Annotated in this window: 22 protein-coding genes; 9 read left to right on the forward strand and 13 right to left on the reverse strand. The window is 33.0% G+C overall.

Annotated features, from left to right (window positions below; all coding sequences use genetic code 11):
* Nucleotides 1–41 precede the first annotated feature (41 nt).
* The 4 genes from PQ462_RS01400 to PQ462_RS01415 form a co-directional block, all read right to left on the reverse strand.
* Complete coding sequence (locus PQ462_RS01400; protein ID WP_274252100.1) at nt 42–866, reverse strand: AraC family transcriptional regulator; 825 nt, start codon at nt 864–866, stop codon at nt 42–44.
* A 65-nt stretch (nt 867–931) separates the two neighbouring features.
* Nucleotides 932–1,696 (reverse strand): SGNH/GDSL hydrolase family protein, encoded by a 765-nt coding sequence (locus PQ462_RS01405; RefSeq protein WP_274252101.1) that lies wholly within the window; start codon nt 1,694–1,696, stop codon nt 932–934.
* Between the two features lie 61 nt (nt 1,697–1,757).
* On the reverse strand, nt 1,758–2,540 hold the full coding sequence (locus tag PQ462_RS01410) for a DUF3050 domain-containing protein (RefSeq protein WP_149205714.1): 783 nt from the start codon (nt 2,538–2,540) through the stop codon (nt 1,758–1,760).
* 85 nt (nt 2,541–2,625) lie between these two features.
* Nucleotides 2,626–3,807: an acyl-CoA dehydrogenase family protein gene (locus tag PQ462_RS01415; RefSeq protein ID WP_073408136.1), complete on the reverse strand. Its 1,182-nt coding sequence runs from the start codon at nt 3,805–3,807 to the stop codon at nt 2,626–2,628.
* A gap of 170 nt (nt 3,808–3,977) precedes the next feature.
* Here PQ462_RS01415 and PQ462_RS01420 point away from each other — a divergent pair, with 170 nt between their 5' ends.
* On the forward strand, nt 3,978–5,735 hold the full coding sequence (locus PQ462_RS01420) for a helix-turn-helix domain-containing protein (RefSeq protein ID WP_274252102.1): 1,758 nt from the start codon (nt 3,978–3,980) through the stop codon (nt 5,733–5,735).
* Between the two features lie 10 nt (nt 5,736–5,745).
* Here the strand turns inward: PQ462_RS01420 and PQ462_RS01425 are convergent, their stop codons facing one another.
* Both PQ462_RS01425 and PQ462_RS01430 read right to left on the reverse strand, forming a co-directional pair.
* The gene (locus PQ462_RS01425) at nt 5,746–5,898 is read right to left on the reverse strand and encodes an rSAM-modified peptide (RefSeq protein ID WP_274252103.1); all 153 of its coding nucleotides are present in this window, start codon (nt 5,896–5,898) and stop codon (nt 5,746–5,748) included.
* 52 nt (nt 5,899–5,950) lie between these two features.
* A complete protein-coding gene (locus PQ462_RS01430) occupies nt 5,951–6,088 on the reverse strand; it encodes a hypothetical protein (RefSeq protein ID WP_012023374.1) in 138 nt (45 codons plus the stop codon).
* 260 nt (nt 6,089–6,348) lie between these two features.
* Here PQ462_RS01430 and PQ462_RS01435 point away from each other — a divergent pair, with 260 nt between their 5' ends.
* The 6 genes from PQ462_RS01435 to PQ462_RS01460 all read left to right on the forward strand — a co-directional run bounded on the left by PQ462_RS01435 (nt 6,349) and on the right by PQ462_RS01460 (nt 13,628).
* Entirely contained in the window at nt 6,349–7,911 is a 1,563-nt protein-coding gene (locus PQ462_RS01435; RefSeq protein WP_274252104.1) for a vitamin K epoxide reductase family protein, read from the forward strand.
* 64 nt (nt 7,912–7,975) lie between these two features.
* Nucleotides 7,976–8,152 (forward strand): hypothetical protein, encoded by a 177-nt coding sequence (locus PQ462_RS01440; protein ID WP_187775470.1) that lies wholly within the window; start codon nt 7,976–7,978, stop codon nt 8,150–8,152.
* 623 nt (nt 8,153–8,775) lie between these two features.
* Complete coding sequence (locus tag PQ462_RS01445) at nt 8,776–8,967, forward strand: hypothetical protein (protein ID WP_149205711.1); 192 nt, start codon at nt 8,776–8,778, stop codon at nt 8,965–8,967.
* 219 nt (nt 8,968–9,186) lie between these two features.
* Nucleotides 9,187–11,379 (forward strand): peptidase domain-containing ABC transporter, encoded by a 2,193-nt coding sequence (locus PQ462_RS01450; protein WP_012023377.1) that lies wholly within the window; start codon nt 9,187–9,189, stop codon nt 11,377–11,379.
* Nucleotides 11,380–11,381: 2 nt separating this feature from the next.
* On the forward strand, nt 11,382–12,677 hold the full coding sequence (locus PQ462_RS01455) for an HlyD family secretion protein (RefSeq protein WP_274252106.1): 1,296 nt from the start codon (nt 11,382–11,384) through the stop codon (nt 12,675–12,677).
* Nucleotides 12,678–12,701: 24 nt separating this feature from the next.
* Nucleotides 12,702–13,628, forward strand: a complete 927-nt coding sequence (locus PQ462_RS01460; RefSeq protein WP_274252107.1) for a DUF6625 family protein — start codon at nt 12,702–12,704, stop codon at nt 13,626–13,628.
* A 28-nt stretch (nt 13,629–13,656) separates the two neighbouring features.
* Here the strand turns inward: PQ462_RS01460 and PQ462_RS01465 are convergent, their stop codons facing one another.
* The 3 genes from PQ462_RS01465 to PQ462_RS01475 all read right to left on the reverse strand — a co-directional run bounded on the left by PQ462_RS01465 (nt 13,657) and on the right by PQ462_RS01475 (nt 15,550).
* Nucleotides 13,657–14,364, reverse strand: a complete 708-nt coding sequence (locus PQ462_RS01465; RefSeq protein ID WP_274252108.1) for a tRNA1(Val) (adenine(37)-N6)-methyltransferase — start codon at nt 14,362–14,364, stop codon at nt 13,657–13,659.
* Between the two features lie 79 nt (nt 14,365–14,443).
* Nucleotides 14,444–14,968 (reverse strand): ribosome maturation factor RimM, encoded by a 525-nt coding sequence (rimM, locus tag PQ462_RS01470; protein ID WP_012023381.1) that lies wholly within the window; start codon nt 14,966–14,968, stop codon nt 14,444–14,446.
* Between the two features lie 15 nt (nt 14,969–14,983).
* On the reverse strand, nt 14,984–15,550 hold the full coding sequence (locus tag PQ462_RS01475; RefSeq protein WP_274252109.1) for a 30S ribosomal protein S16: 567 nt from the start codon (nt 15,548–15,550) through the stop codon (nt 14,984–14,986).
* A 186-nt stretch (nt 15,551–15,736) separates the two neighbouring features.
* Here PQ462_RS01475 and PQ462_RS01480 point away from each other — a divergent pair, with 186 nt between their 5' ends.
* Nucleotides 15,737–16,228, forward strand: a complete 492-nt coding sequence (locus PQ462_RS01480; protein ID WP_274252110.1) for a DUF6252 family protein — start codon at nt 15,737–15,739, stop codon at nt 16,226–16,228.
* Nucleotides 16,229–16,354: 126 nt separating this feature from the next.
* A complete protein-coding gene (locus PQ462_RS01485) occupies nt 16,355–16,699 on the forward strand; it encodes an RNA recognition motif domain-containing protein (RefSeq protein WP_012023384.1) in 345 nt (114 codons plus the stop codon).
* A 126-nt stretch (nt 16,700–16,825) separates the two neighbouring features.
* On the opposite strand, the gene leuB is transcribed toward PQ462_RS01485, so the two are convergent.
* From leuB to leuC, 4 genes are all read right to left on the reverse strand, one after another.
* Entirely contained in the window at nt 16,826–17,881 is a 1,056-nt protein-coding gene (gene leuB / locus PQ462_RS01490) for a 3-isopropylmalate dehydrogenase (RefSeq protein ID WP_274252111.1), read from the reverse strand.
* Between the two features lie 160 nt (nt 17,882–18,041).
* Nucleotides 18,042–19,562: an alpha-isopropylmalate synthase regulatory domain-containing protein gene (locus tag PQ462_RS01495; protein WP_274252112.1), complete on the reverse strand. Its 1,521-nt coding sequence runs from the start codon at nt 19,560–19,562 to the stop codon at nt 18,042–18,044.
* A 117-nt stretch (nt 19,563–19,679) separates the two neighbouring features.
* Nucleotides 19,680–20,276 (reverse strand): 3-isopropylmalate dehydratase small subunit, encoded by a 597-nt coding sequence (leuD, locus tag PQ462_RS01500; protein ID WP_274252113.1) that lies wholly within the window; start codon nt 20,274–20,276, stop codon nt 19,680–19,682.
* A 169-nt stretch (nt 20,277–20,445) separates the two neighbouring features.
* Entirely contained in the window at nt 20,446–21,840 is a 1,395-nt protein-coding gene (gene leuC / locus PQ462_RS01505; protein WP_274252114.1) for a 3-isopropylmalate dehydratase large subunit, read from the reverse strand.
* Nucleotides 21,841–21,928: the final 88 nt, after the last annotated feature.

Genomic DNA, 21,928 nt, shown 5'->3' on the forward strand with positions numbered 1-21,928 from the left:
TAGCGGCATCAATATTTTAGAAATTGTATAAAACCGACATTTTAAAATGGCGAAACAGAAAATCTTTTGATAAGATTGTTGGTTAATTTTCCAGTGCTGTGTACATATTCGGTTGGAGTTATTCCGGTATGTTTTTTAAAATCTTTTATTAAATGCGATTGGTCCGAAAATCCGGCGTCGTAGCAAATTGTTGTTAGATTAGTGTCGTCTGGTTTGTCTTTTAATAATTTCAGGAAATGATGCAGTCTCACAACGTTTCCAAATTTCTTCGGATTCAATCCAATGCATTCTTTAAATTTTCTTTCCAGATGCCTTTCTGTGTAACCTGTATACTCAACTAATTGTTTTATAGAGAATTGTCCTTTGTTTTTGATTATAAAGCTTAAAGAATGATCTATTAAAAATTGATTTGAGGTTGTTTTTGAGGCGATTAACGAATTAAAAAAAGAATTAAGCAGTTCTATTCGTATTTGATCTTTTTGTTTAAACAGGCTTTCCTGTAGTATTTTAATTTTTTTATCAAATACATCTTCAACAGGAATAATAGAATCGAGAAATTCATGGGCAGGAATTCCTAATAATTGGTGAATTCCGTTGGGTTGAAAAACGACAATAATCAGCGCTATTTCATTTTCAGAATAAAGATCTTTAAAACCATTAAGCTGTCCGTATAAAAATGAAGCAGGCAGATATTCTTTTATTTCATATTTATTAATTCCGGAAATGAGTTTGCTTTTTACCGAAAATACAATTCCGGTATTGCCATCAGAAAACAGACGAAATTTTTGTACAGCCGTTTCGGTATTATCTAAAAACAGATAATGCTTAATATAAGGAGACAGCTCTTTTGAAGGTGAAACTTGCATGAATTTAATTGATTTTCAAGATAATCTGCTTTAGCAAAATTAGCTATATTTTTTCTGAAAATCGTTTAATTCTGCAACGCTGTTTTTACCTTTGGCAGCATACGCTCTACAAACATTTTATAAGCAGTTTCTGAAGGATGAAGACCATCTGAAGCAACCAGATTTTTATTTGTAAGTCCTTGACGTGAAATATCAGTAATCGAAACAAATGCTATTTCTTTGTTTATACAGTAGTTTTGAGCAAAAGCATTGTACTTGTCTATTTCTTCTGAAATTTTCTTTTGATTTTCAGCTCCGTACATCATCCCAAAAGAAGTATAGGCATAATCAGGAATAGAAACTACAACAACATTTTTTTTATCGCCTTTGGCCAAAGCAATTGCTTTGGTGACTAATTCAGGGAATTCTTTTTCATATACTGAAAAATCCCGCCCTCTGTATTGATTGTTTACGCCTATTAAAAGTGTTACCAGATCATAATTTGAATCGGGATTTTGTTCTTTTATGGCCGAAATTAAGTTAGAGGTTGTCCAGCCTGTAGTGGCAATTATTTTTAAAGAAAAACTGGTTTGAGGATAAAGTGCTTTTAAACTGGTTTTGAGCTGTTCCGGAAATCTGCAGGTTTCGCATACACTTTGTCCAATAGTATAACTGTCGCCTAAAGCGAGATAATTGACAGATTTTGAAATGGGATTACCTGGATTTGGTGTTACCGGCGGAAGAACAACCGGCGGTGTTACGGCAGTTTCTGCCTTTGATTCGTCAGTACTGCAGCTTAATAAGAATATGGAAAGAATAACAGTAACTATTTGTTTAAATTGAGGCTTCATAATTTGTTTAAAATTTGGCTTGTTTAAACAAATAGTTACGTTAAATGTATTGTTTTGGTTTTTAAACCATTTCTGTTTTCATTATAATTTCTTCTTCAATGGCATTCCAAAGTCCGATTCTTTTTTCTAAAGCCAAGATCGAAACTTCTTCTACTTCTTTCCATTTTTGCGCATCATTTTCACATAAATCTGTAATCATCTGCATGGCCATTGGTCCGTGTTCGTCAGCATCTAATTCAATGTGTCGGTCGAAATAGTAAACCAATTTACTTAAATCTGTATCCGGAAGATTTTTTTGAAAGTTTTTCAGGATTTCAGAAAACATACTCGGAATCAAATCTTCTCTACCAAAAGTAAAAGCCGCCGCGATTTGATGCGGTTTTCCTTCTTCAATAACTCTAAAAGTAAAGTCTAAAAAAGCTTTAATTTCAGGATGAAGTGAACTTTGCTTGATGGCAACAAAAATATTGTGAAGAGAATTTACGGACTCTAAAAACTTGTTGATTTCTGTTGTGTCTGCACCACAGTCTTCCATTGCTTCAAGATACATTTCATAATGACTTTGTCTTCTTCCGTCAATGCTCAAATCTGTTTCTTCGGCAAGAACAATTTCATTAATTAAATATCTTGTTTCCGGGTTTTTAGTGGCAAACCAAGGAGTTGTTGTGCAGGTAAGTTTGGCTTGTAGTGCTTTTAAAAGAGACATAAAATCCCAAACGGCAAAAACGTGATTTTGTACAAAACTGTGTAAATCATCAATAGTTTGGATTTTGTTGTATAATGAATGTTTTAAAAGCTGTTCTTTTTGAGGTTGAATGCTATTGTTTATAGTTTCAATATTCATTTATGTAAATTTTGGTGCAAAGATAAAAAGCTTCTCGATTAGAAGAAGCTTTTTAAATTGTTTTTATATATAATTTAATAGATGTTTATGATTTAAATGCTGGAATCCCAGTTACATCCATTCCTGTAATCAACAAATGAATGTCATGAGTTCCTTCATAAGTAATAACACTTTCAAGGTTCATCATGTGGCGCATAATAGAGTATTCTCCGGTAATTCCCATTCCGCCTAACATTTGTCTGGCTTCGCGGGCAATTTCGATTGCCATGTTAACATTGTTACGTTTTGCCATCGAAATTTGAGCCGTTGTTGCTTTTCCTTCGTTTCTTAAAACACCTAAACGCCAGGTTAATAATTGCGCTTTTGTAATTTCTGTAATCATTTCGGCCAATTTTTTCTGTTGCAGCTGAGTTCCTCCAATTGGTTTTCCAAACTGAATTCTTTCTTTAGCATAACGCAAAGCCGTGTCATAACAATCCATTGCAGCACCAATTGCTCCCCAAGCAATTCCGTATCTTGCTGAATCTAAACAGCCAAGCGGCGCGCCTAATCCTGATTTATTTGGTAAAAGATTTTCTTTTGGAACTTTTACATTATCAAAAATTAATTCTCCGGTTGCAGAAGCACGAAGTGACCATTTATTGTGAGTTTCTGGAGTTGTAAAACCTTCCATACCGCGTTCTACGATTAAACCGTGAATTCGTCCTTCTTCATTTTTTGCCCAAACAACAGCAATATCTGCAAATGGAGCGTTTGAAATCCACATTTTAGCACCATTTAAAAGGTAATGATCTCCCATGTCTTTAAAATTGGTAATCATACTTCCCGGATCAGAGCCGTGATCTGGTTCTGTTAAACCAAAACATCCTATATATTCACCAGTGGCTAATTTTGGTAAATATTTCATTCGTTGTTCTTCGTTTCCGTATTTCCAAATAGGGTACATTACTAAAGACGATTGTACAGATGAAGTCGATCTTACACCAGAATCGCCTCTTTCGATTTCCTGCATAATCAATCCATAAGAAATCTGGTCTAAACCTGCACCGCCATATTCTACCGGAATATACGGGCCGAAACCGCCTATTTCGCCAAGACCTTTTATAATTTGTTTTGGAAATTCTGCTTTTTGAGCATATTCTTCTATTATAGGAGAAACTTCTCTTTTAACCCATGCACGTGCAGATTCGCGGACTAATTTATGTTCATCTGTTAATAAATCGTCAAGGTTATAATAATCTGGAGCTTGAAATAAGTCTGGTTTCATTTTTGATAGTTTTTGCAAAACAAATTTACGCAATAAAAATATAACAAAACAAAGCATTATTGTTATATTTTTACATCTTAGTTAGAAAATAATCACAAATAAGGTGAATTAATTTTAGTTTATTGATAATATATAAACTAATTTTGAGATTCCAAAAAAACATATATTGAATGAGGCTAATCATTTCTTTTTTACTTTTTTTTGTTGTGAATGTCTCTTTTTCTCAACAAACTAAAGAATTAACAGAACAAGAATATTTACTCTTGCAGGATAAGATTCGATTAAATTTGAATGCAAACAGAGATAGTGCTGCAGTATATGCTAATGAAATGGCAAAATCCGGTAATTATAAACACTTAGCTTTTGCAAATGTCGCACAGGCTTATTTACTTCAGTTAAAAGATAATACCGTAAAATCTAAAGAAAAATACGATCAGGCATTTAAATACTTAGAGAAAATGCCGGACTCAAAAGATAAAGATCAGCTCAAAGCTTATTTGTATAATTATGGAGGATTGATAGAAGGAGCAAGAGGAAACTATAGTAAAGCCCTTGAAAATTATCAAGCAGGAATGAAGATCTCTACTAACATTGGAGACATTATTCAAATTGTAAAATTTAAAAGCAATATTGCTTTTATAAACGAGGCCATAGGAAATTATCAGTTAGCTATTAAAAATTTAAAACAGTTAAATACTTTTATTGATAATAATGAAAGCTATTTTACCAAACAGCAGTTTAATACCGTTAAAAGCAGTAATAATTTAACTTTGGCGGCATCTTATGAAGGCTGGTATATGAAAAACCAATCTCCAATGTATCTGCTGGATTCTGCAGCATATTTTTATAAAAAGACAGTTTCGTATTCTCAAAACTTACCCATAAATAACATTAAGGCAAAAATTAGCCTGGGGAATGTTTACTATATGAAAAATGATTATAAGAACGCCGAAAAGACGTATTATAATATTGTTTTTTATGCCAAACAAAATAATCTAAAAAGAGAATATAAGATTGCCAATTACAATTTGGGGAATTTATATTATGAAACCAAAAAATATGATAAAGCACTTGTATTCTTTAAAAAAGTAGATTCGATTTCTGAAATAGATAACTTAAGAGACGAAAGTTTTTTAAAATCAAATTACTATCAGGCCAAAATATACAATATATATAAAGAACCTCAGGAAGCCTTTAAACACTCAAAGATATACTTAGATAATTATGAAAAATCTGAAGCAAAATTAAATAATGAAGCTTTAGAAGTAAATTATAAACTTGGTACCGACGATTTGAGTGACGAAATGGTTACCATTCAAAAGAAATACGAAAATGATGTTTTGTTAAATAAGGCATTAAAGGTCTTTTATGTACTGCTGGTAGTAGGTATTGTCTTTTTGCTTATCAAAAATATAATAGACAAAAATAAGGCGCATAAAAAAATGAATGCCTTGATTGAAGAGTTTAAAGCAAATCTTGAGAAAAAAAGTATTGCCGAAGCTGCTGAAATTGAAGAAATAGAGCAAGTTCCGGATTTAGAAGAGATTAGTCTTAAAAAAGAGAATGTTGCTTTAAGTATTGATGAAGCAAAAGAGAATAAAATTGTCGAAAAGTTATTAGCTCTGGAAAGTAAATTAGAGTACTTAAATGCCGATTTTACCCTGCCTTATGTGGCAAAAAAAATCAAAACCAATACAACTTATTTGTCCTACGTTGTAAATAAACGATTTGGCAAATCTTTTGGTGAATACTCTAATGAGCTTAAGATTAATTATGTAATCAACGAAATGATTACAAATCATATGTATCGCAAATATTCAACACAGGCTATAGCAGAAAGCGTAGGTTTTAAAAATGCTGTGTCGTTTGCTAAATCATTTCGCAAAAGAACTGGAGTTTCTCCAGCTCAATTTGCGAATAATATTTAAGTTTTTATTTTTATCCAAGTGTTCCTCCGCCTCCTTTAATAGGATCTTTGTTACCATCAGTTGGAGGAGTTGCCGGGTCATCGCCTCCACGAATTGCTTTCTGTTGGTTTCTGTCTATTTTTTCAGTTTTAAAATTTTCTATATTTAATTTTTTACTTGTCATGATTTAATATTTAAATTGTTTGTATGAGTTTAAAATTAATTGATTTATTTTCTTATCCAACTGTACCTCCTCCAGTTCTAATAGGGTCTTTATCAGGTCCTGGTTCCTCACCTCCTCGAATCATTTTTTTCTCGTTTTTTGATAATTTTTCTGATTCAAAATCCTCAAATTTTAATTTCATATTTCCCATCTTTTTATGTGTTAAGGTTACTGATATGTCAAAACTAAATAAAATGAGAAGTCTTTGATCGAGAATTGGGTTTTTGAGGTTTTTTAGATTTTTTTTTAAATGTAAAAAACTGAAAATCAATAAATTAAATAATAAATACAGGCTGCTATAATTTATAAATTGTATGTAGTATAATTAATAAAATGTCTGTGTTGAGCATCATATTTTGAATAAAAACAACAATATTTGTACTGGAAATACGATTTAAAACAGTCTCAAAAATGTTAAAACTTATTCAAAAATTTCTTCAAATAAATAGATACTCGGAAGTGAAAAATGAGTTCAAAGATTTATTTCTTTCTCATCCAAATTTTCCAAGTCTATTTGCGATAACAGATTCGTTGGATTTGTTGTCAATTGAGAATGCTGCAATAAGAGTTCCAAAAGAACAAATTGTAGATTTACCGTCAAACTTTCTTGCTTATTTTAAAGATGAATTGATATTGGTAGAAAGAGCAAAAGATTTTGTTCGAATTAATACAATTAAAAAAGGTTCGCAAAAAATATCATACGAAAAGTTTCTTTTAGACTGGAATGGTGTTATTGTAGCTATTGAACCAAACAATGTTGTAGCGAGAGAAAATTTAAAGGTAGAATTGAGCTGGTTAAAATACCTTGTGCCATTTTTACTTTTAGGAGGTTTATCTTTTTTCTATAACTCTTTTGACCTTTTTAGTTTTACATTTTTACTAACATCTTCTTTAGGGTTAGTTGTGAGCATTTTAATTGCTCAGGAAAAACTTGGTTTTAAAAACAGCATAATTTCAAAATTTTGCAGTCTAAGTACTAATTCTTCATGTAACTCAGTAATTAATTTTAATGAGAATTATGAAAACAAATGGGTTAGTTTCTCTGATTTGCCGCTGTTGTTTTTTGGAGCAAGTTTTATTTCAGTTCTGGTTCAGCCTTTAAGTTCTTCTGTTTTTGTTGGGTTTTTGAGTTTATTGGCGATACCTATTATTGTGTCTTCAATATGGATTCAAAAATTTGAACTTCAAAAATGGTGTGTTATGTGTTTAATGGTTTCGTTTTTGATTTTTACCCAAAGTTTAATATGGTTTTCATCAGACCTATTTACACTAAGTTTTAGTTTCAATACGATGTTTCCATTTTTATTTTCATTAGTGCTTCTTGTACCAATATGGTATGTAATAAAATCTGTGGCAAAAAATGTATTAGAAAATGAAAACTCATTAAAAGAGCTTAAAAAATTTAAAAGAAATTACTCATTACTTAACTTCTTATCTAAAAAAGTACCGGTTACAAATGGGTTTGAAGATTTAAGAGGGCTAAATTTTGGAAACAGAAATGCTGTAGTTAAACTGTCAATAATTATAAGTCCAAGCTGTGAGCACTGTCATAAAACATTTCAGGAAGCTTTTGATTTGGTTTTAAAATTTCCTGACAAAATATTTTTGAGCGTTTTATTTAATATTAATCCAGAAAATGCAGACAATCCTTATAAAGCAGTTGTAGAACGTCTGTTAATGATAAACAGATCAACGCCAGGGAAAACTGTTGAAGCAATTTCAGATTGGCATATCAAAAAAATGAGTTTGAAAAAATGGCTCAAAAAATGGTCAATTGATTCTGTCAGCATTATGATTAATCAGGAGATAAATAAGCAATACGAATGGTGCTCTAAAAATGATTTTAATTACACACCAGTAAAAATTGTAAATGAAAAATTATTTCCAAATGAATATGAGTTAAGCGAATTGAAATATTTCTTGAATGATTTTGTTGAAGAAAAAGAAACAACAGTTCTAGAAAAGACAGCCTAATGCTTACAGAATTTTAAGTAAGTATTTCAGAATAAAGGATACCCCAAAATTAAAAACAACGGTTATGTTAAAAAATATTTTAAATCTGGAAGGATCACAAGAAATAAGTGCAAGTGAACAAAAAACAATTCTTAGCAGTAATGTGAAAGAAATAACATCTAAATGTGATTCGTGGAATTCTATGATATATGAAGATTGTACAGAATATTATCCAGAGTTAACCTATGCTAATGCAAATTAAAATTTGGATATAATACAAAGATTTTGATCGAATTGATTTAAATGAATCTAAAGAGATCAAACAATTATAATTATTATGATAAAAGAGATTTTAAATCTAGAACACGCACAGCATATTAGCAAGAGCGAGCAAAAAAACATAAAAGGAGGAATTCCTGAATGTTGGATTTATGCAATAGAAGCAGGATGCGTGTTAATACCAGCCGGAGGAGTTTGTCCGGTTAATACAGAAGCAGGCATCTGCGATACGAATCGTCTTTGCTGCTAGTTTAATTTGAAAATTATTTAAAGTAATATACAATAAAGCCTTTTTAAAATTTAGTCATGTTTTTTTTAATTTGTAGGCGCTCGATCGTGGAACATTGAGCAATTTATCCCAACATTGATGATTGGTGTCGGGATTCTCAGGATAATTGGTCACTTGGATCGGTTTTATTTGGTTAGGGCTGATCAAGTGCCATCTCCTAGAGAAATTGGTATTACTAAAATATATTGAATATAAGAGAGAATTAAGTTTCTCTCTTTTTTTTATGTCAAAATAAAGGAGTAGTAAAAATACTATAAATGAATTTCTATTAATTGAATACACGTTCTTAAATATTAACATCAAACAAAAATCAAATTATGAAAAAATTAAAAAACCTTGCAGGAGTTGAAGTTTTAAGCGTTAATGAGAGAAAAAATATAATTGGCGGTGGGCCGGGCATCGAAGCTTGCTATTGTCCGGGAACAGGAATTTTTGCAGGTGTAATACATCCTGGAGAAGGAGAAACTTGTGCCGCAGTTATTGAAGAAAACTGCCCGCTAGAATCTTAAAAAAGATTATTAAATAATATCAGAAAGCTTTGTTATTTACTTAACAAAGCTTTTTCTTTTTTATAAACCTGAAATACTAAAAAGTGTATAAAAACAAAAGCTTTAATAAAATTAAAACATTTAAATATAACAAAGTCGAATCAATATAATTTAGGCCTATTTTTTATTTTTTTAAGAATTTTTGTATAATATTGCTATAAACAAACCCAAATAACAGAATTGAAAAAATTCACAAATTACAAGCAGGCAGATTTTAAAGATTGCGGCCCTACATGTTTAAAAATTATTGCCAAACATTATGGCAAAACAATCAGCATTCAGGAGTTACGAGACAACAGCGAAACAACTCGTGAAGGAAGCAATTTGCTTTTTTTAAGTGATGCTGCAGAGAAAGTTGGTTTTAGGACTCTGGGTGTAAAATTAAATTTAGAAAGATTAGAAGAAGCTCCTCTGCCTTGTATTCTGCATTGGAATAAAAACCATTACGTTGTACTGTATAAAATCAAAAAAGGTATTTATTATATTTCTGACCCTGCTTTTGGTTTAATTGAATATAATAAGCAAGATTTTTTAAAATTCTGGATAGGCAACAATGCTGACGATTTTACTCAGGAAGGAGTCGCCTTATTAATTGAAGCAACACCAAAATTTTATCAGACCGATTTTGATAAAGAAGATAACAAAGGATTTGGTTTTGGTATATTATCGCAATATGTACTTCGTTATAAATCATATCTTTTTCAGTTAAGCATCGGATTATTGGCGAGCAGTTTATTACAGTTGATATTTCCGTTTTTAACCCAAAGTATTGTTGATGTTGGAATCCAAAATCAAAATATTCATTTTATTTATCTGATTCTTTTTGCCCAGTTGTTCCTTTTCGCAGGAAGAACCGGTTTAGAGCTTATAAGAAGCTGGATTCTGCTCCATCTTTCAACACGTATCAACATTTCATTAATTTCAGATTTTTTTATCAAATTAATGAATCTGCCTATTTCTTTCTTTGATGTAAGAATGACAGGTGATATCATGCAGCGAATAAATGATCATCACAGAATCGAAAAAATACTAACCACGTCCTCTTTAAATGTTTTGTTTTCGGTTATTAATATGTTTGTGATGGGAGCTGTGCTGGCTTATTTCAATCTCAAAATATTTTTAGTGTTTTTTGCCGGAAGCCTCCTTTACTTTGGATGGATTACATTGTTCTTGAAACGCAGAGAAACTTTAGATTATAAACGTTTTGCAGAAGTTTCTAATGAGCAGGGAAAAGTTATGGAGCTTATTAACGGGATGCAGGAAATAAAGCTTCATAATGCCGAAAAACAAAAACGCTGGGGCTGGGAATATGTTCAGGCAAGACTTTTTAGAGTTTCGATAAAAGGATTGGTTTTAGAACAGTCACAAACCATTGGCTCATCAGTAATTAATGAGTTGAAGAATATTTTTATTACGTTTTTGTCTGCAAAACTAGTAATCGATGGTTCAATAACATTAGGGATGATGCTTGCCATTAATTCAATTGTAGGGAGTTTAAATGGTCCAATTACCCAGCTTATTCAGTTTGTGAGAGAACTTCAGGACGCTAAAATTTCATTGGCCAGATTGTCTGAAATTCATGAAAAGGAAGATGAAACACAACAAGAAGAGCATCAGTCACATGATGTTCCGTATGATTCAGATATTGAATTAAAAAATGTCTCTTATAGATATTTAGGCTCAGATATTCCTGTTTTAGATAATTTGAGTTTACAAATTCCGGCCAATAAAGTCACGGCAATCGTAGGTGTAAGCGGCAGCGGAAAAACAACACTCATGAAACTGCTTCTTAAGTTTTATGAACCCGAAAAAGGAGAGATTATTATTGGGAATTCTCAGCTTAAAAATATTTCACAAAAGGCCTGGCGTTCTTCTATTGGATCTGTAATGCAGGAAGGATTTATTTTCAGCGACACGATTGCTAATAATATTGCTTTTGGAGTAGATAAAGTTGATAAAGAACGATTGGTTTATGCATCAGATGTAGCGAATATCAAACAATATATCAGCGAACTTCCATTAGGATATAATACCAAAATTGGAGCAGAGGGATTAGGAATGAGCACCGGACAAAAACAACGTTTGTTAATTGCCAGAGCAGTATATAAAAATCCCGAAATTTTATTTTTTGATGAAGCAACATCGGCATTGGATGCAAACAATGAAAAAGAAATTATGCAGAAGCTTGATATTTTCTTTAAAAATAAAACCGTAATCGTAATTGCACACCGACTAAGCACAGTGATAAATGCAGATCAGATTGTGGTTTTAGACAAAGGGAAAATTATCGAAATAGGAAATCATACCGCTTTAGTAGAGCAAAAAGGAAATTACTTTGAATTGGTTAAAAATCAGTTACAGTTAGGAAATTAATTATGGCAGAAAATAACGATACGTTTGAATTAAGAAGTGAAGAAGTTCAGGACATTCTCACCAAAGTGCCTCATTGGATGATACGCTGGGGAACAGTTATGATTTTTGCGATTATTATCATACTCTTTTTTGTTTCATGGTTTATTAAATATCCCGATGTTGTAAATACTGAAATTATAATTACAACCAATATTCCGCCAGAGAAAATCGTATCAAAATCATCTGGAAGAATTGAAGCAATTTTGGTGAAAAATAAAGCAATAGTCTCTAAAAATAAAACACTTGCAGTTATAGAAAATACAGCAAATTATAAAGATGTTTTTTTGCTGAAAAGTATAACCGACAGTTACAATATTAACGATCCGCAAGCCCAATTTCCGTTTTCGAAGTTAAAAAACACGCAGTTAGGCGAAATAGAAAGTGCTTATGCTGTTTTTCAGAAAGATTACCAGGCGCAGCAATTGAATCATGATCTGCAGCCTTTTGCTATAGAAAACAGAGCTCAGGTTTCAGAGAAAATTCAAATCAAAGAAAGGCTGGAGATTTTAGAACAGCAAAAAGTAATTAATGAAAGCGAATTACAGCTTCAAAAAAATGAGATTGCCCGTTTTGAAGTTTTGTTCAACAAAGGAATTATTTCGGCTCAGGAAATGGAAGCAAAGAAATTAGGTTTTCTTCAGGCACAAAAGAGTTATAGAGGGCTTTTGTCATCTATTTCACAATTAAAGTCCTCACTTATTGATAATACAAAATCAAGTCAGAATTCGCATATAAACAGCACTAAAGAGGAAGTTAACTTAGGAAGGAATATGGCACAGTCCTTTTTTCAGCTTAAAAAAGTTATAAAAGACTGGGAACTGGCTTATGCTTTAAAATCTTCAATCAGCGGAAAAGTCACCTTTTTGCAGATCTGGACAGAAAACCAAACTATAAATTCCGGAGATAATGTTTTTTCGATTATTCCAGATGCTAAAAACGGTTTTATAGGAAAAGTAAAAGCACCGGCATTAAACTCAGGAAAAATAAAAATAGGGCAGAGGGTCAATATACGTCTGGCTAATTTTCCTGATAAAGAATTTGGTGTTTTAAAAGGGAAAATTCAAAATATTTCTCTGGTTCCGGATAAAGATGGAAATCTTCTTATAGATGTAGCTCTTCCAAACGGGTTGAAAACGTCATACAATAAGCAGATTACGTTTCAGCAGGAAATGAAAGGAAGTGCAGAAATCGTAACAGAAGATCTTCGACTAATAGAAAGAATTTTATATCAGTTTAAAAGTATTTTTGAGCAGGTTTAGAATTTCAAAATAAATATTTTATATATGAAAGATTTGCCTTCAATTGCAATAATGACCTGTTGGTATGGAGATTATCCATGGTACTTTCCTTATTTCGTAAAATCCTGTAAATACAATCCTTCTATTGATTTTATTATCGTTACAGACAATACGAATGTAATACCTGAAAAACCGGATAATATTAAAGTTGTATATAAAACACTGGAAGATTTTAAAATCAATGCCTCACAAAAGCTAGGGTTTGAAGTCGCTATAAATAAGCCGTATAAATTATGTGATTTTAAACCTGCTTATAGATTTTTATTTCCTGAAATTCTTGGTTCTTATGATTTCTGGGGTCACGGAGATATTGACATGGTTTACGGAGACATTAGAGGATTTATGACTAATGAACTACTGGCAGATTTTGACATTTTAAATAGCCGGGTAGATTTTATAACAGGGACATTTTGTTTATATCGAAATATAGAGAAATTGAATACGCTTTTTATGCAAAGCAGAGATTACAAACATGTTTTTACAAACGAAGAATATTTTTCTTTTGATGAATGCAGCTTTTTGTTTAATGACTTAGCTTTAGGTAATTCTATTCTGGATTATCCGGATAGTATTCAGAGTATGACGTATTTAGCTGTAAAAGGAGAGCTTGAGGGTAATTTTAAAGTCTTTTTTGATCATATAATAGCACAAGGCGTTTCAGATGAAATAAAATGGCAGAATGGTTTAATACTATTTAAAAACCAATTCGAATGCATGTTTTATGATATGATTGAGTATAAAGTAAAATGCGAAAATAAAAAAGCAGTTTATCCAATTCCTGATGTTTTTTACTTTAACATAAAAGGGATAAATAAAAACAGTTTTTTCAAATTGCTGTATTCAAAAATTCTTGATAACTGGGAAAAGTTAAAAGATTTCATTCAAAAAAAAGAGCCTCAAACTGCTGAATAAATATCTCAGACAAAATCGGATTAAGAATTTACATTTTTAAATAAAATTCTTTAGTCAGGTCAATATATTCTGGTGTGTAAATATGTCTTTCAATTTCGATAACTAATTCGTCAATTTCAATTTCAGAAACTTCGTTTCGGCTGAAAGCTAATAAACTGCGTTTAATTTCTGATTTTGGAGTGCCTTTGACGCGTGTAATTTTTATTGGATACAATTCAAAATCTTTAGCCAAAGCAGTAAATTTTGCTTCTTCTTTAAAAGGAATAATGACAGCTAAAATTCCGTTTTCAGAAAGCAGTAAATCAGCAGCTTCAACAATCTCTTCAAAAGGCATTGCATCCTGAAATCTTGCTAAATCGCGTTGTTCATCATTCGTTTTATAATCTTCGGCATAAAAAGGCGGATTTGAAACAATCAAATCATATTCGTCTTCTGGTTCTTCTATAAATTCATCCAAACCAGCATGAAAACAAAATAATCTATCACCCCATGGAGAAGCTTCAAAATTTTCTACAGCTTGTTCATAAGCATCTTCATCAATTTCCAGAGCATCAATTTGTTCTGCGTGAGTTCTTTGTGCCAGCATTAAAGCAATAATTCCGGTTCCCGCGCCAATATCTAAAATGCTGAAAGGATTATGAGAAACAGGAGCCCAAGAACCAAGCAAAACGCCATCTGTGCCAACTTTCATAGCACAACGATCTTGATTAATAGAGAATTGTTTGAATTGGAACATTTTGATTTATAATTTGGTAAATTGACATTTTTAACTCAGTTGTAAAACTGAATACTAAAAACCGTGACTGAATACTTTTTTAAAGGTACATCTCAACAAGACCTACAGGAAGGTCCATGATTACTTTTTTGTTTTCGCGATCGATTTTTACAAGAAAATGATCGATCATTGGAACTAGGATTTCTACTTCACCGTTTAAAACTTCAAAAAGAGGCTGAGCAGAAGAATCATTAATAGAAGTTATTTTTCCGAAAACGCCTAAACGTTTGTCTTCGATTTCAAAACCAATAACTTCGTGGAAATAAAATTTGTTGCCGGTAAGTTTTGGCAGCATAGTTAGAGGAAGATAGATAGAATTACCAACAATAGCGTCGGCATCTTCTTCAGTATTTACATCTTCAAAGCGAACTCTTAAGAAATCACCTTTATGTAAAGAACTTGTTTCAATAAAAAAAGGAACCAAGTGTTTGTTGTGCTCAACAAACACTGATTCCAGGTTTTCGTATAACTCAGGTTCGTCTGTGTCTAAATAGATCAGAACTTCACCCTTGAAACTAAATTTTTTAGCGATTTTACCTAAATAAAAACATTCTTCTTTACGCATTATCGCTAAGTAAAATTATGCTTCAGTTGTTTCGTTATTCTCTTCAGCAGCAGGTGCTTCTTCAGCAGCTTCAGCAACTTCTTCAGTCGCAGCTTCTTCAGTTGCAGATGCAGCAGCGATAGCATCAGCTTCAGCTTTTGCAGCAGCAGCGACACGCTTATCGTTAACTTCTTTTTCAGCTTTTAAAGCTTTAGCTTTAGCATCAGCTTGTGCTTTTGATAAACCATCTTTTTTAGCATCAACTTTTCCAGCTTTAGCTTCTAACCATGCAGTTAATTTAGCATCAGCTTGTTCTTGAGTTAAAGCTCCTTTACGAACTCCTCCATCAAGGTGGTGTTTCAATAAAGCACCTTTGTAAGAAAGGATAGCTCTTGCAGTATCAGTTGGCTGAGCACCATTGTGTAACCATTTAACTGCGCTGTCAAGGTTTAAATCAACAGTTGCTGGGTTTGTGTTTGGATTGTAAGTACCGATTTTTTCTAAGTATTTACCATCTCTTTTTGAGCGTGCATCTGCAGCTACTACCCAGTAAAAAGGTTTTCCTTTTTTACCGTGTCTTTGTAATCTAATTTTTACTGACATAATCTAGTGATTAAATTTTGAGGTACTCGACCTCCGTTAATTAAGGGCGCAAAGATATAATTTTTTTGTCAAAAATTCGTTTTAAAGTCATTAAATATATTTTAGAAACATTTTTTAGCATTTTTTTGACTTTTATTTTTTAGCACTCTATGTTTTTATGCAATATTTTTGTGTCAAATTTCTTTTATGAAAAAAATCTTTTATTTTTTATCGCTTCTATTTGTTTTGGGGTCTTGTACAGAAGATGTAAAATTTAATAATCCAGCTTTTCAAACCTTAAAAAATAATGTTTTTTGGAGAGCTCAAACATATAAAGCTTATTCAGGCACAAATGGAGCCATTATAATTGAAGGTTCTTTAGGATACGAAAAGGTTGCTTTGCAGGCAGCTTCTAAAGAAAAACAAACTTTTGCTCTGGGGATTAATGATGTTTCCAAAGCTATTTACGAAAATACACTTCCTTCTGAAACAGCTTCGTTCTCTACAGGAACTAATATTGGTAACGGACAGATTACGATTACAGACTACGATCCAGCCAATAATACAATATCAGGGACATTTAAATTTACTGCAGTAAATAATGATGAAACAAATATAGAAAATCCTAATATTAATTTTACAGAAGGAGTTTTTTATAAAGTTCCAATTCAAGAGAATGATTATGTTCTTCATTTATAATTTTTTATGGCTCCCTCTATTATACTAATCTGTACTTTTAAATCTAAATAAAAACTTAAATAAACTAATATATAGTAGATTACAGAAAAATAAGACTACATTTGTCGTTATTATAAAAAAGTATCTATGAATATTTTCGTTGGAAGCCTTCCATTCAGTATTGAGGAAGCAGATTTAAGAGAGTCTTTTGAGGCTTATGGAACAGTTGACTCTGTTAAAATTATTACTGATAAATTTACTGGAAGAAGTAAAGGCTTTGGTTTTGTTGAAATGCCAAATGATAGCGAAGCTCAGAAAGCTATCGACGAATTGAACGGAGCTGTTGTTTCAGGTCGTACAATCGTTGTAAATAAATCTGAGCCAAAACCAGAAGGCGAAAGAAGAAGTTTTAATAACAACCGCGGAGGAAACGATCGTGGTGGTTACGGAAACAACCGTGGCGGAGATCGCGGAAACAGAAGAGAATATTAATGTTTTTTTTCTAAAATATAAAAGGGATCAACGAAAGTTGATCCCTTTTTTTTGTTTCAGGTTTTATTTGTTTCAAGTTTCACGTTCCAGCAACCTGAAACTTGAAACCTGAAACAAAATAAACTGTTATACATTCGCAGCTAACCAGTCACCAACTTCTTTAGTGCCGTATGCTTTGCCTCCGTTAGCTAAATCTTCAGTAACAACTCCAGCTTCTAAAGCTTTGTTTACAGCATCTCTCATCGCTTTTCCTTCTTCCATTAATCCGAAGTTTTCGAACATCATAGCAGCAGATAAAATAGTAGCCATTGGGTTAGCAATGTTTAATCCTGTAGCTTGTGGATAAGAACCGTGAATAGGTTCGAATAAAGATACTTCAGCTCCCATAGAAGCAGAAGGCATTAATCCCATTGAGCCAGAAATTACAGAAGCTTCATCTGTTAAGATGTCTCCAAATAAGTTTTCAGTAATTAATACGTCATAAGAATTTGGCCATTGAACCAAACGCATTGCAACCGCATCAACAAATTCATAGCTGACTTCAACTTCTGGATACTCTTTTTCCATTGCTTGAACTGTTTCTCTCCACAAGCGTGAAGTTTCCAAAACGTTTGCTTTATCAACGCAGCATAATTTTTTAGAACGAGTCATTGCTAATTCAAAACCTTTTTTAGCTAAACGCTGTACTTCGGCTCTTGTGTAAACACAGTTGTCGTAAGCTGTATCTCCGTTGTCTTTTCTTCCTTTTTCACCAAAGTAAATTCCTCCAGTTAATTCTCTTAAGAAAACTAAATCAGTTCCTTCAATTCTTTCTCTTTTTAGCGGCGATTTATCTAATAAAGATGGGAAAGTAAAAGTTGGTCTTACGTTTGCGAACAAACCTAAAGCTTTACGCATTTTTAATAAACCTTGCTCTGGACGTACTGGTGCAGAAGGATCGTTATCGTATTTTGGGTGACCAATTGCTCCAAAAAGAACGGCATCGGCATTTTTACAAATTTCGTGTGTTGCATCTGGGTAAGGTTCACCTACTGCATCAATTGCAGCCGCACCGGTTAAAGCTGGTTTCCAAGTAATTTCATGTCCGAACTTTTTGGCAACAGCATCAGATACTTTTACTGCTTCATTTATTACTTCTGGTCCGATTCCGTCGCCGGCTAAAAGGGCTATGTTTAATTTCATTCTATATTTTTTAAAAGGTTCTAAGGTTCTGAGTTGCTAAGCTTCTAAGTTTTTCTTCTTAGTGACTTAGTTTTTTTTAAAGGTTCTAAGGTTCTGAGTTGCTAAGGGCTTAAGGTTAAAGAAAAATCTTAGAACCTCAGAACCTTAGTCTCTTAGCGCCTTAGGTAATTATATTAAGCATTTTCTGTGTTGCAATAATCGCTGCAACGGTTTGATCTGAATCTAATCCGCGGGTTTTGAATTCTTTTCCGTTGTTTGTCCATGTAATAATGGTTTCACACAATGCATCAGAACTACTTCCTGGTGGGATTCTCACGGCATAATCGATTAATTTTGGAAGCGTCAGTTTCTTGCTTTTATAGATTTTAGATAAAGCATTCATAAAAGCGTCAAACTGACCGTCTCCTTGTGCGTTTTCTTCGATTATTTCTCCGTTTAAATTTAAAGATAAAGTCGTAGATGGGCGCATTCCTTTAGAATGAACCAGCATATAAGAATTTATAGTTATTTTTTCTTCGTAAGTATGACTGTCCAGAACATCCGAAATAATGTATGGAAGGTCTTCCTTGGTTACTGTTTCTTTTTTGTCGCCCAATTCGATAATTCTTTGGGTAACCAATTTCAAGTCCTCATTGTTAAGTTTTAAACCTAATTCCTGAAGATTCTTTTCAATATTAGCTTTTCCAGAAGTTTTTCCTAGAGCGTATTTTCTTTTTCTTCCAAAACGTTCTGGAAGAAGATCATTAAAATAAAGATTGTTTTTATTGTCACCGTCAGCATGGATTCCAGCTGTCTGTGTAAAAACATTATCACCAACAATTGGTTTATTGGCAGGAATTCTATAACCTGTAAAAGTTTCAACCAGCTTGCTTACAGAATACAACGAAGTTTCTTTAATGCTGATATTTACTTCTGGCATATAATCATTGATAACCGCGACAGTACTTTCAAGTGGCGCATTTCCAGCACGTTCTCCCATTCCGTTTACCGTTACATGAAGTCCGTTGATTCCCGCTTTTACGGCTTCCATGACATTAGCAATGCTTAAGTCGTAGTCATTGTGTGCATGGAAATCAAAGTGAATTTGCGGATATTTTGCTCTGATTTTCGAAATAAATTCAAAAGTCAGAGAAGGAATTAAAACTCCCAAAGTATCTGGAAGTAAAACTCTTTTGATTGGTTGTTTTGCTAAGAAATCCAAAAATTGAAATACATAATCTGGAGAATTTCGCATTCCGTTGCTCCAGTCTTCCAGATAAACATTGGTTTCAATATTGTTTTCTTTTGCTAAAGAAATGATTTGAGCGATTTCAGAAAAATGCTGTTCAGGAGTTTTCTTTAATTGATGTGTTAAGTGATTCATTGAACCTTTGGTCAATAAATTCTGTACTTTGGCACCGGCTTTTTTCATCCAGTCAATTGAAACGCCTCCGTCAACAAATGTCAGAACTTCGATTCTCTCAATGTAACCACGTTCTTCGGCCCATGAAGTAATGCCTTTTACGGCTTGAAACTCTCCTTCGCTTACGCGTGCCGAAGCAATTTCTATTCTATCAATATTTAATTCCTCCAGCAACAATTGCGCAATGGTCAGTTTTTCTGCAGCAGAAAATGAAACTCCTGATGTTTGTTCACCATCACGAAGTGTCGTATCCATTATTTCAATTTTTCTTTTTTCCATATTGACAATCTATATTTCTTTTAATTTCGAAATGATAGCAGGTTTGTATTATTAATTTAGAAAGACCCGACTGGTTTTTAAAGCCTGCCGGGTCTAATAGACTGAATGATATTTCTATTAGTACGGAAGTTTATCGGCGAAAGCCTTAATATCTTCCTTCATATTTTGTAAATAATCAATATCGTCAAAACCATTAATCATGTTATTTTTTTTGTAACCGTTAATAGCGAATGATTCTTGCTCACCAGTTGACAATAAAGTAATGGTTTGGTTTGGAAGGTTGATCTCTAATTCTGTATTTGGATCAGCTTCGATAGCTTCGAAAATATTTGCTAGAAACTCAGGGCTGATTTGAACTGGCAAAACACCAATATTCAAACAGTTTCCTTTGAAGATATCAGCAAAGAAACTAGAAACTACAGCGCGGAATCCGTAATCGTAAACTGCCCAAGCAGCGTGCTCTCTTGAAGATCCAGAACCAAAGTTTTTTCCTCCAACCAAAATTTTTCCGCTGTAAGTTGGGTTGTTTAAAACGAAATCTGCTTTTGGAGTATCATCTCCATTATATCTCCAGTCTCTAAAAAGATTATCTCCAAAGCCTTCACGTTTTGTAGCTTTTAAGAAACGAGCTGGAATGATTTGATCTGTATCGACGTTCTCAATTGGCAGTGGCACTGCACTGCTGGTAAGTATAGTAAATTTATCGTATGCCATTTGATTTTTGATTTTAGATTAACGATTTCTGATTTTAGATTTGTTGTTGTGTCTTAAAATTGTAATCGTTAATGTTTTTTGTAAAATGTAAATTGAAATTTTAGAAGATTTTTTAATGAAGCGTATCGAAATCTGAAATCAAAAATCGTTAATCTTCATTCCTAAATCTTTAAAAAAGCTCTCTTGGGTCTGTTAGTTTTCCTGTAACCGCAGCTGCAGCAGCCATAATTGGACTTGCAAGAAGCGTTCTTGAACCAGGACCTTGACGACCTTCAAAGTTTCTGTTTGAAGTACTTACTGCATATTTTCCAGCAGGAACTTTATCATCGTTCATTGCTAAACAAGCAGAACAACCCGGCTGACGTAATACAAAACCAGCTTCAGTCAGGATATCTAAAATTCCTTCTTCTTTAATCTGTGCTTCAACAACATGAGAACCTGGAACTAACCAAGCCGTAACATTATCGGCTTTTTTTCTTCCTTTTACAATTTCAGCAAAAGCTCTAAAATCTTCAATACGTCCGTTTGTACAACTTCCTAAGAAAACATAATCAATTTGTTTTCCAATCATTACGTCGTCTTCGTGGAAGCCCATGTAAGCCAAAGATTTTTTGTAAGTTTCCTCACCACCTTCAACTTCTTTTGCACTTGGGATATGTTTTGTGATACCAATTCCCATTCCAGGGTTTGTACCATAAGTAATCATTGGTTCGATGTCTTCAGCTTTAATGTTTAATTCAGCATCAAAAACAGCATCAGCATCGGTTTTTAAAGTTTTCCAGTATTCAACAGCTTTAGTCCAAGCTTCTCCTTTTGGAGCGTATAATCTTCCTTCAAGGAAATCGAAAGTAGTTTGGTCAGGAGCAATCATTCCTCCACGAGCACCCATTTCGATACTTAAATTACAAACTGTCATACGACCTTCCATAGTCATGTTTTCAAAAACATCACCAGCATATTCAACAAAATAACCTGTACCTCCAGAAGTAGTTAATTGAGCGATAATATAAAGCGCAACGTCTTTTGGACCAACACCTTTGCTTAATTTACCGTTTACGTTAATACGCATTTTCTTTGGTTTAGGCTGCATGATACATTGCGTAGAAAGCACCATTTCAACCTCAGATGTTCCGATACCAAAAGCGATAGCTCCAAAAGCACCGTGAGTAGACGTATGCGAATCCCCGCATACAATAGTAGCACCTGGCAAAGTAATTCCGTTTTCAGGACCTACTACGTGTACAATTCCATTTTTTTGGTGACCTAATCCCCAGTGCGAAATTCCGTATTCGTTAGCGTTGTCTTCAAGAGCTTGAAGCTGGTTAGCAGAAAGCGGATCTTGAACTGGTAAATGTTGGTTTATGGTTGGTGTATTGTGGTCGGCAGTTGCAAAAGTACGTTCCGGATATAATACGTTAACGCCTCTTGATTTTAATCCTAAAAAAGCAACAGGACTCGTAACTTCATGAATGAAATGGCGGTCAATAAAAAACACATCTGGTCCATCTTCAATTTTACGCACAACATGTGAATCCCATACTTTGTCAAATAATGTCTTACTCATTTTTTATTTTTTTTAATTGTAATTTCTATAACCACAGCAATTTCCTGTTCATTATAATAGCAAAACAAAAGTAAAAAAAGATAGAAAA

It is taken from the genome of Flavobacterium sp. KACC 22758 (genome assembly GCF_028736135.1).
Taxonomy (GTDB): Bacteria; Bacteroidota; Bacteroidia; order Flavobacteriales; family Flavobacteriaceae; genus Flavobacterium; species Flavobacterium johnsoniae.

Coding starts and splice junctions, on each gene's coding strand:
- PQ462_RS01400 (WP_274252100.1), bottom strand. CDS start 866: ATGCAAGTTTCACCTTCAAAAGAGCTGTCTCCTTATATTAAGCATTAT.
- PQ462_RS01405 (WP_274252101.1), bottom strand. CDS start 1,696: ATGAAGCCTCAATTTAAACAAATAGTTACTGTTATTCTTTCCATATTC.
- PQ462_RS01410 (WP_149205714.1), bottom strand. CDS start 2,540: ATGAATATTGAAACTATAAACAATAGCATTCAACCTCAAAAAGAACAG.
- PQ462_RS01415 (WP_073408136.1), bottom strand. CDS start 3,807: ATGAAACCAGACTTATTTCAAGCTCCAGATTATTATAACCTTGACGAT.
- PQ462_RS01420 (WP_274252102.1), top strand. CDS start 3,978: ATGAGGCTAATCATTTCTTTTTTACTTTTTTTTGTTGTGAATGTCTCT.
- PQ462_RS01425 (WP_274252103.1), bottom strand. CDS start 5,898: ATGACAAGTAAAAAATTAAATATAGAAAATTTTAAAACTGAAAAAATA.
- PQ462_RS01430 (WP_012023374.1), bottom strand. CDS start 6,088: ATGGGAAATATGAAATTAAAATTTGAGGATTTTGAATCAGAAAAATTA.
- PQ462_RS01435 (WP_274252104.1), top strand. CDS start 6,349: ATGTTAAAACTTATTCAAAAATTTCTTCAAATAAATAGATACTCGGAA.
- PQ462_RS01440 (WP_187775470.1), top strand. CDS start 7,976: ATGTTAAAAAATATTTTAAATCTGGAAGGATCACAAGAAATAAGTGCA.
- PQ462_RS01445 (WP_149205711.1), top strand. CDS start 8,776: ATGAAAAAATTAAAAAACCTTGCAGGAGTTGAAGTTTTAAGCGTTAAT.
- PQ462_RS01455 (WP_274252106.1), top strand. CDS start 11,382: ATGGCAGAAAATAACGATACGTTTGAATTAAGAAGTGAAGAAGTTCAG.
- PQ462_RS01460 (WP_274252107.1), top strand. CDS start 12,702: ATGAAAGATTTGCCTTCAATTGCAATAATGACCTGTTGGTATGGAGAT.
- PQ462_RS01465 (WP_274252108.1), bottom strand. CDS start 14,364: ATGTTCCAATTCAAACAATTCTCTATTAATCAAGATCGTTGTGCTATG.
- rimM (WP_012023381.1), bottom strand. CDS start 14,968: ATGCGTAAAGAAGAATGTTTTTATTTAGGTAAAATCGCTAAAAAATTT.
- PQ462_RS01475 (WP_274252109.1), bottom strand. CDS start 15,550: ATGTCAGTAAAAATTAGATTACAAAGACACGGTAAAAAAGGAAAACCT.
- PQ462_RS01480 (WP_274252110.1), top strand. CDS start 15,737: ATGAAAAAAATCTTTTATTTTTTATCGCTTCTATTTGTTTTGGGGTCT.
- PQ462_RS01485 (WP_012023384.1), top strand. CDS start 16,355: ATGAATATTTTCGTTGGAAGCCTTCCATTCAGTATTGAGGAAGCAGAT.
- leuB (WP_274252111.1), bottom strand. CDS start 17,881: ATGAAATTAAACATAGCCCTTTTAGCCGGCGACGGAATCGGACCAGAA.
- PQ462_RS01495 (WP_274252112.1), bottom strand. CDS start 19,562: ATGGAAAAAAGAAAAATTGAAATAATGGATACGACACTTCGTGATGGT.
- leuD (WP_274252113.1), bottom strand. CDS start 20,276: ATGGCATACGATAAATTTACTATACTTACCAGCAGTGCAGTGCCACTG.
- leuC (WP_274252114.1), bottom strand. CDS start 21,840: ATGAGTAAGACATTATTTGACAAAGTATGGGATTCACATGTTGTGCGT.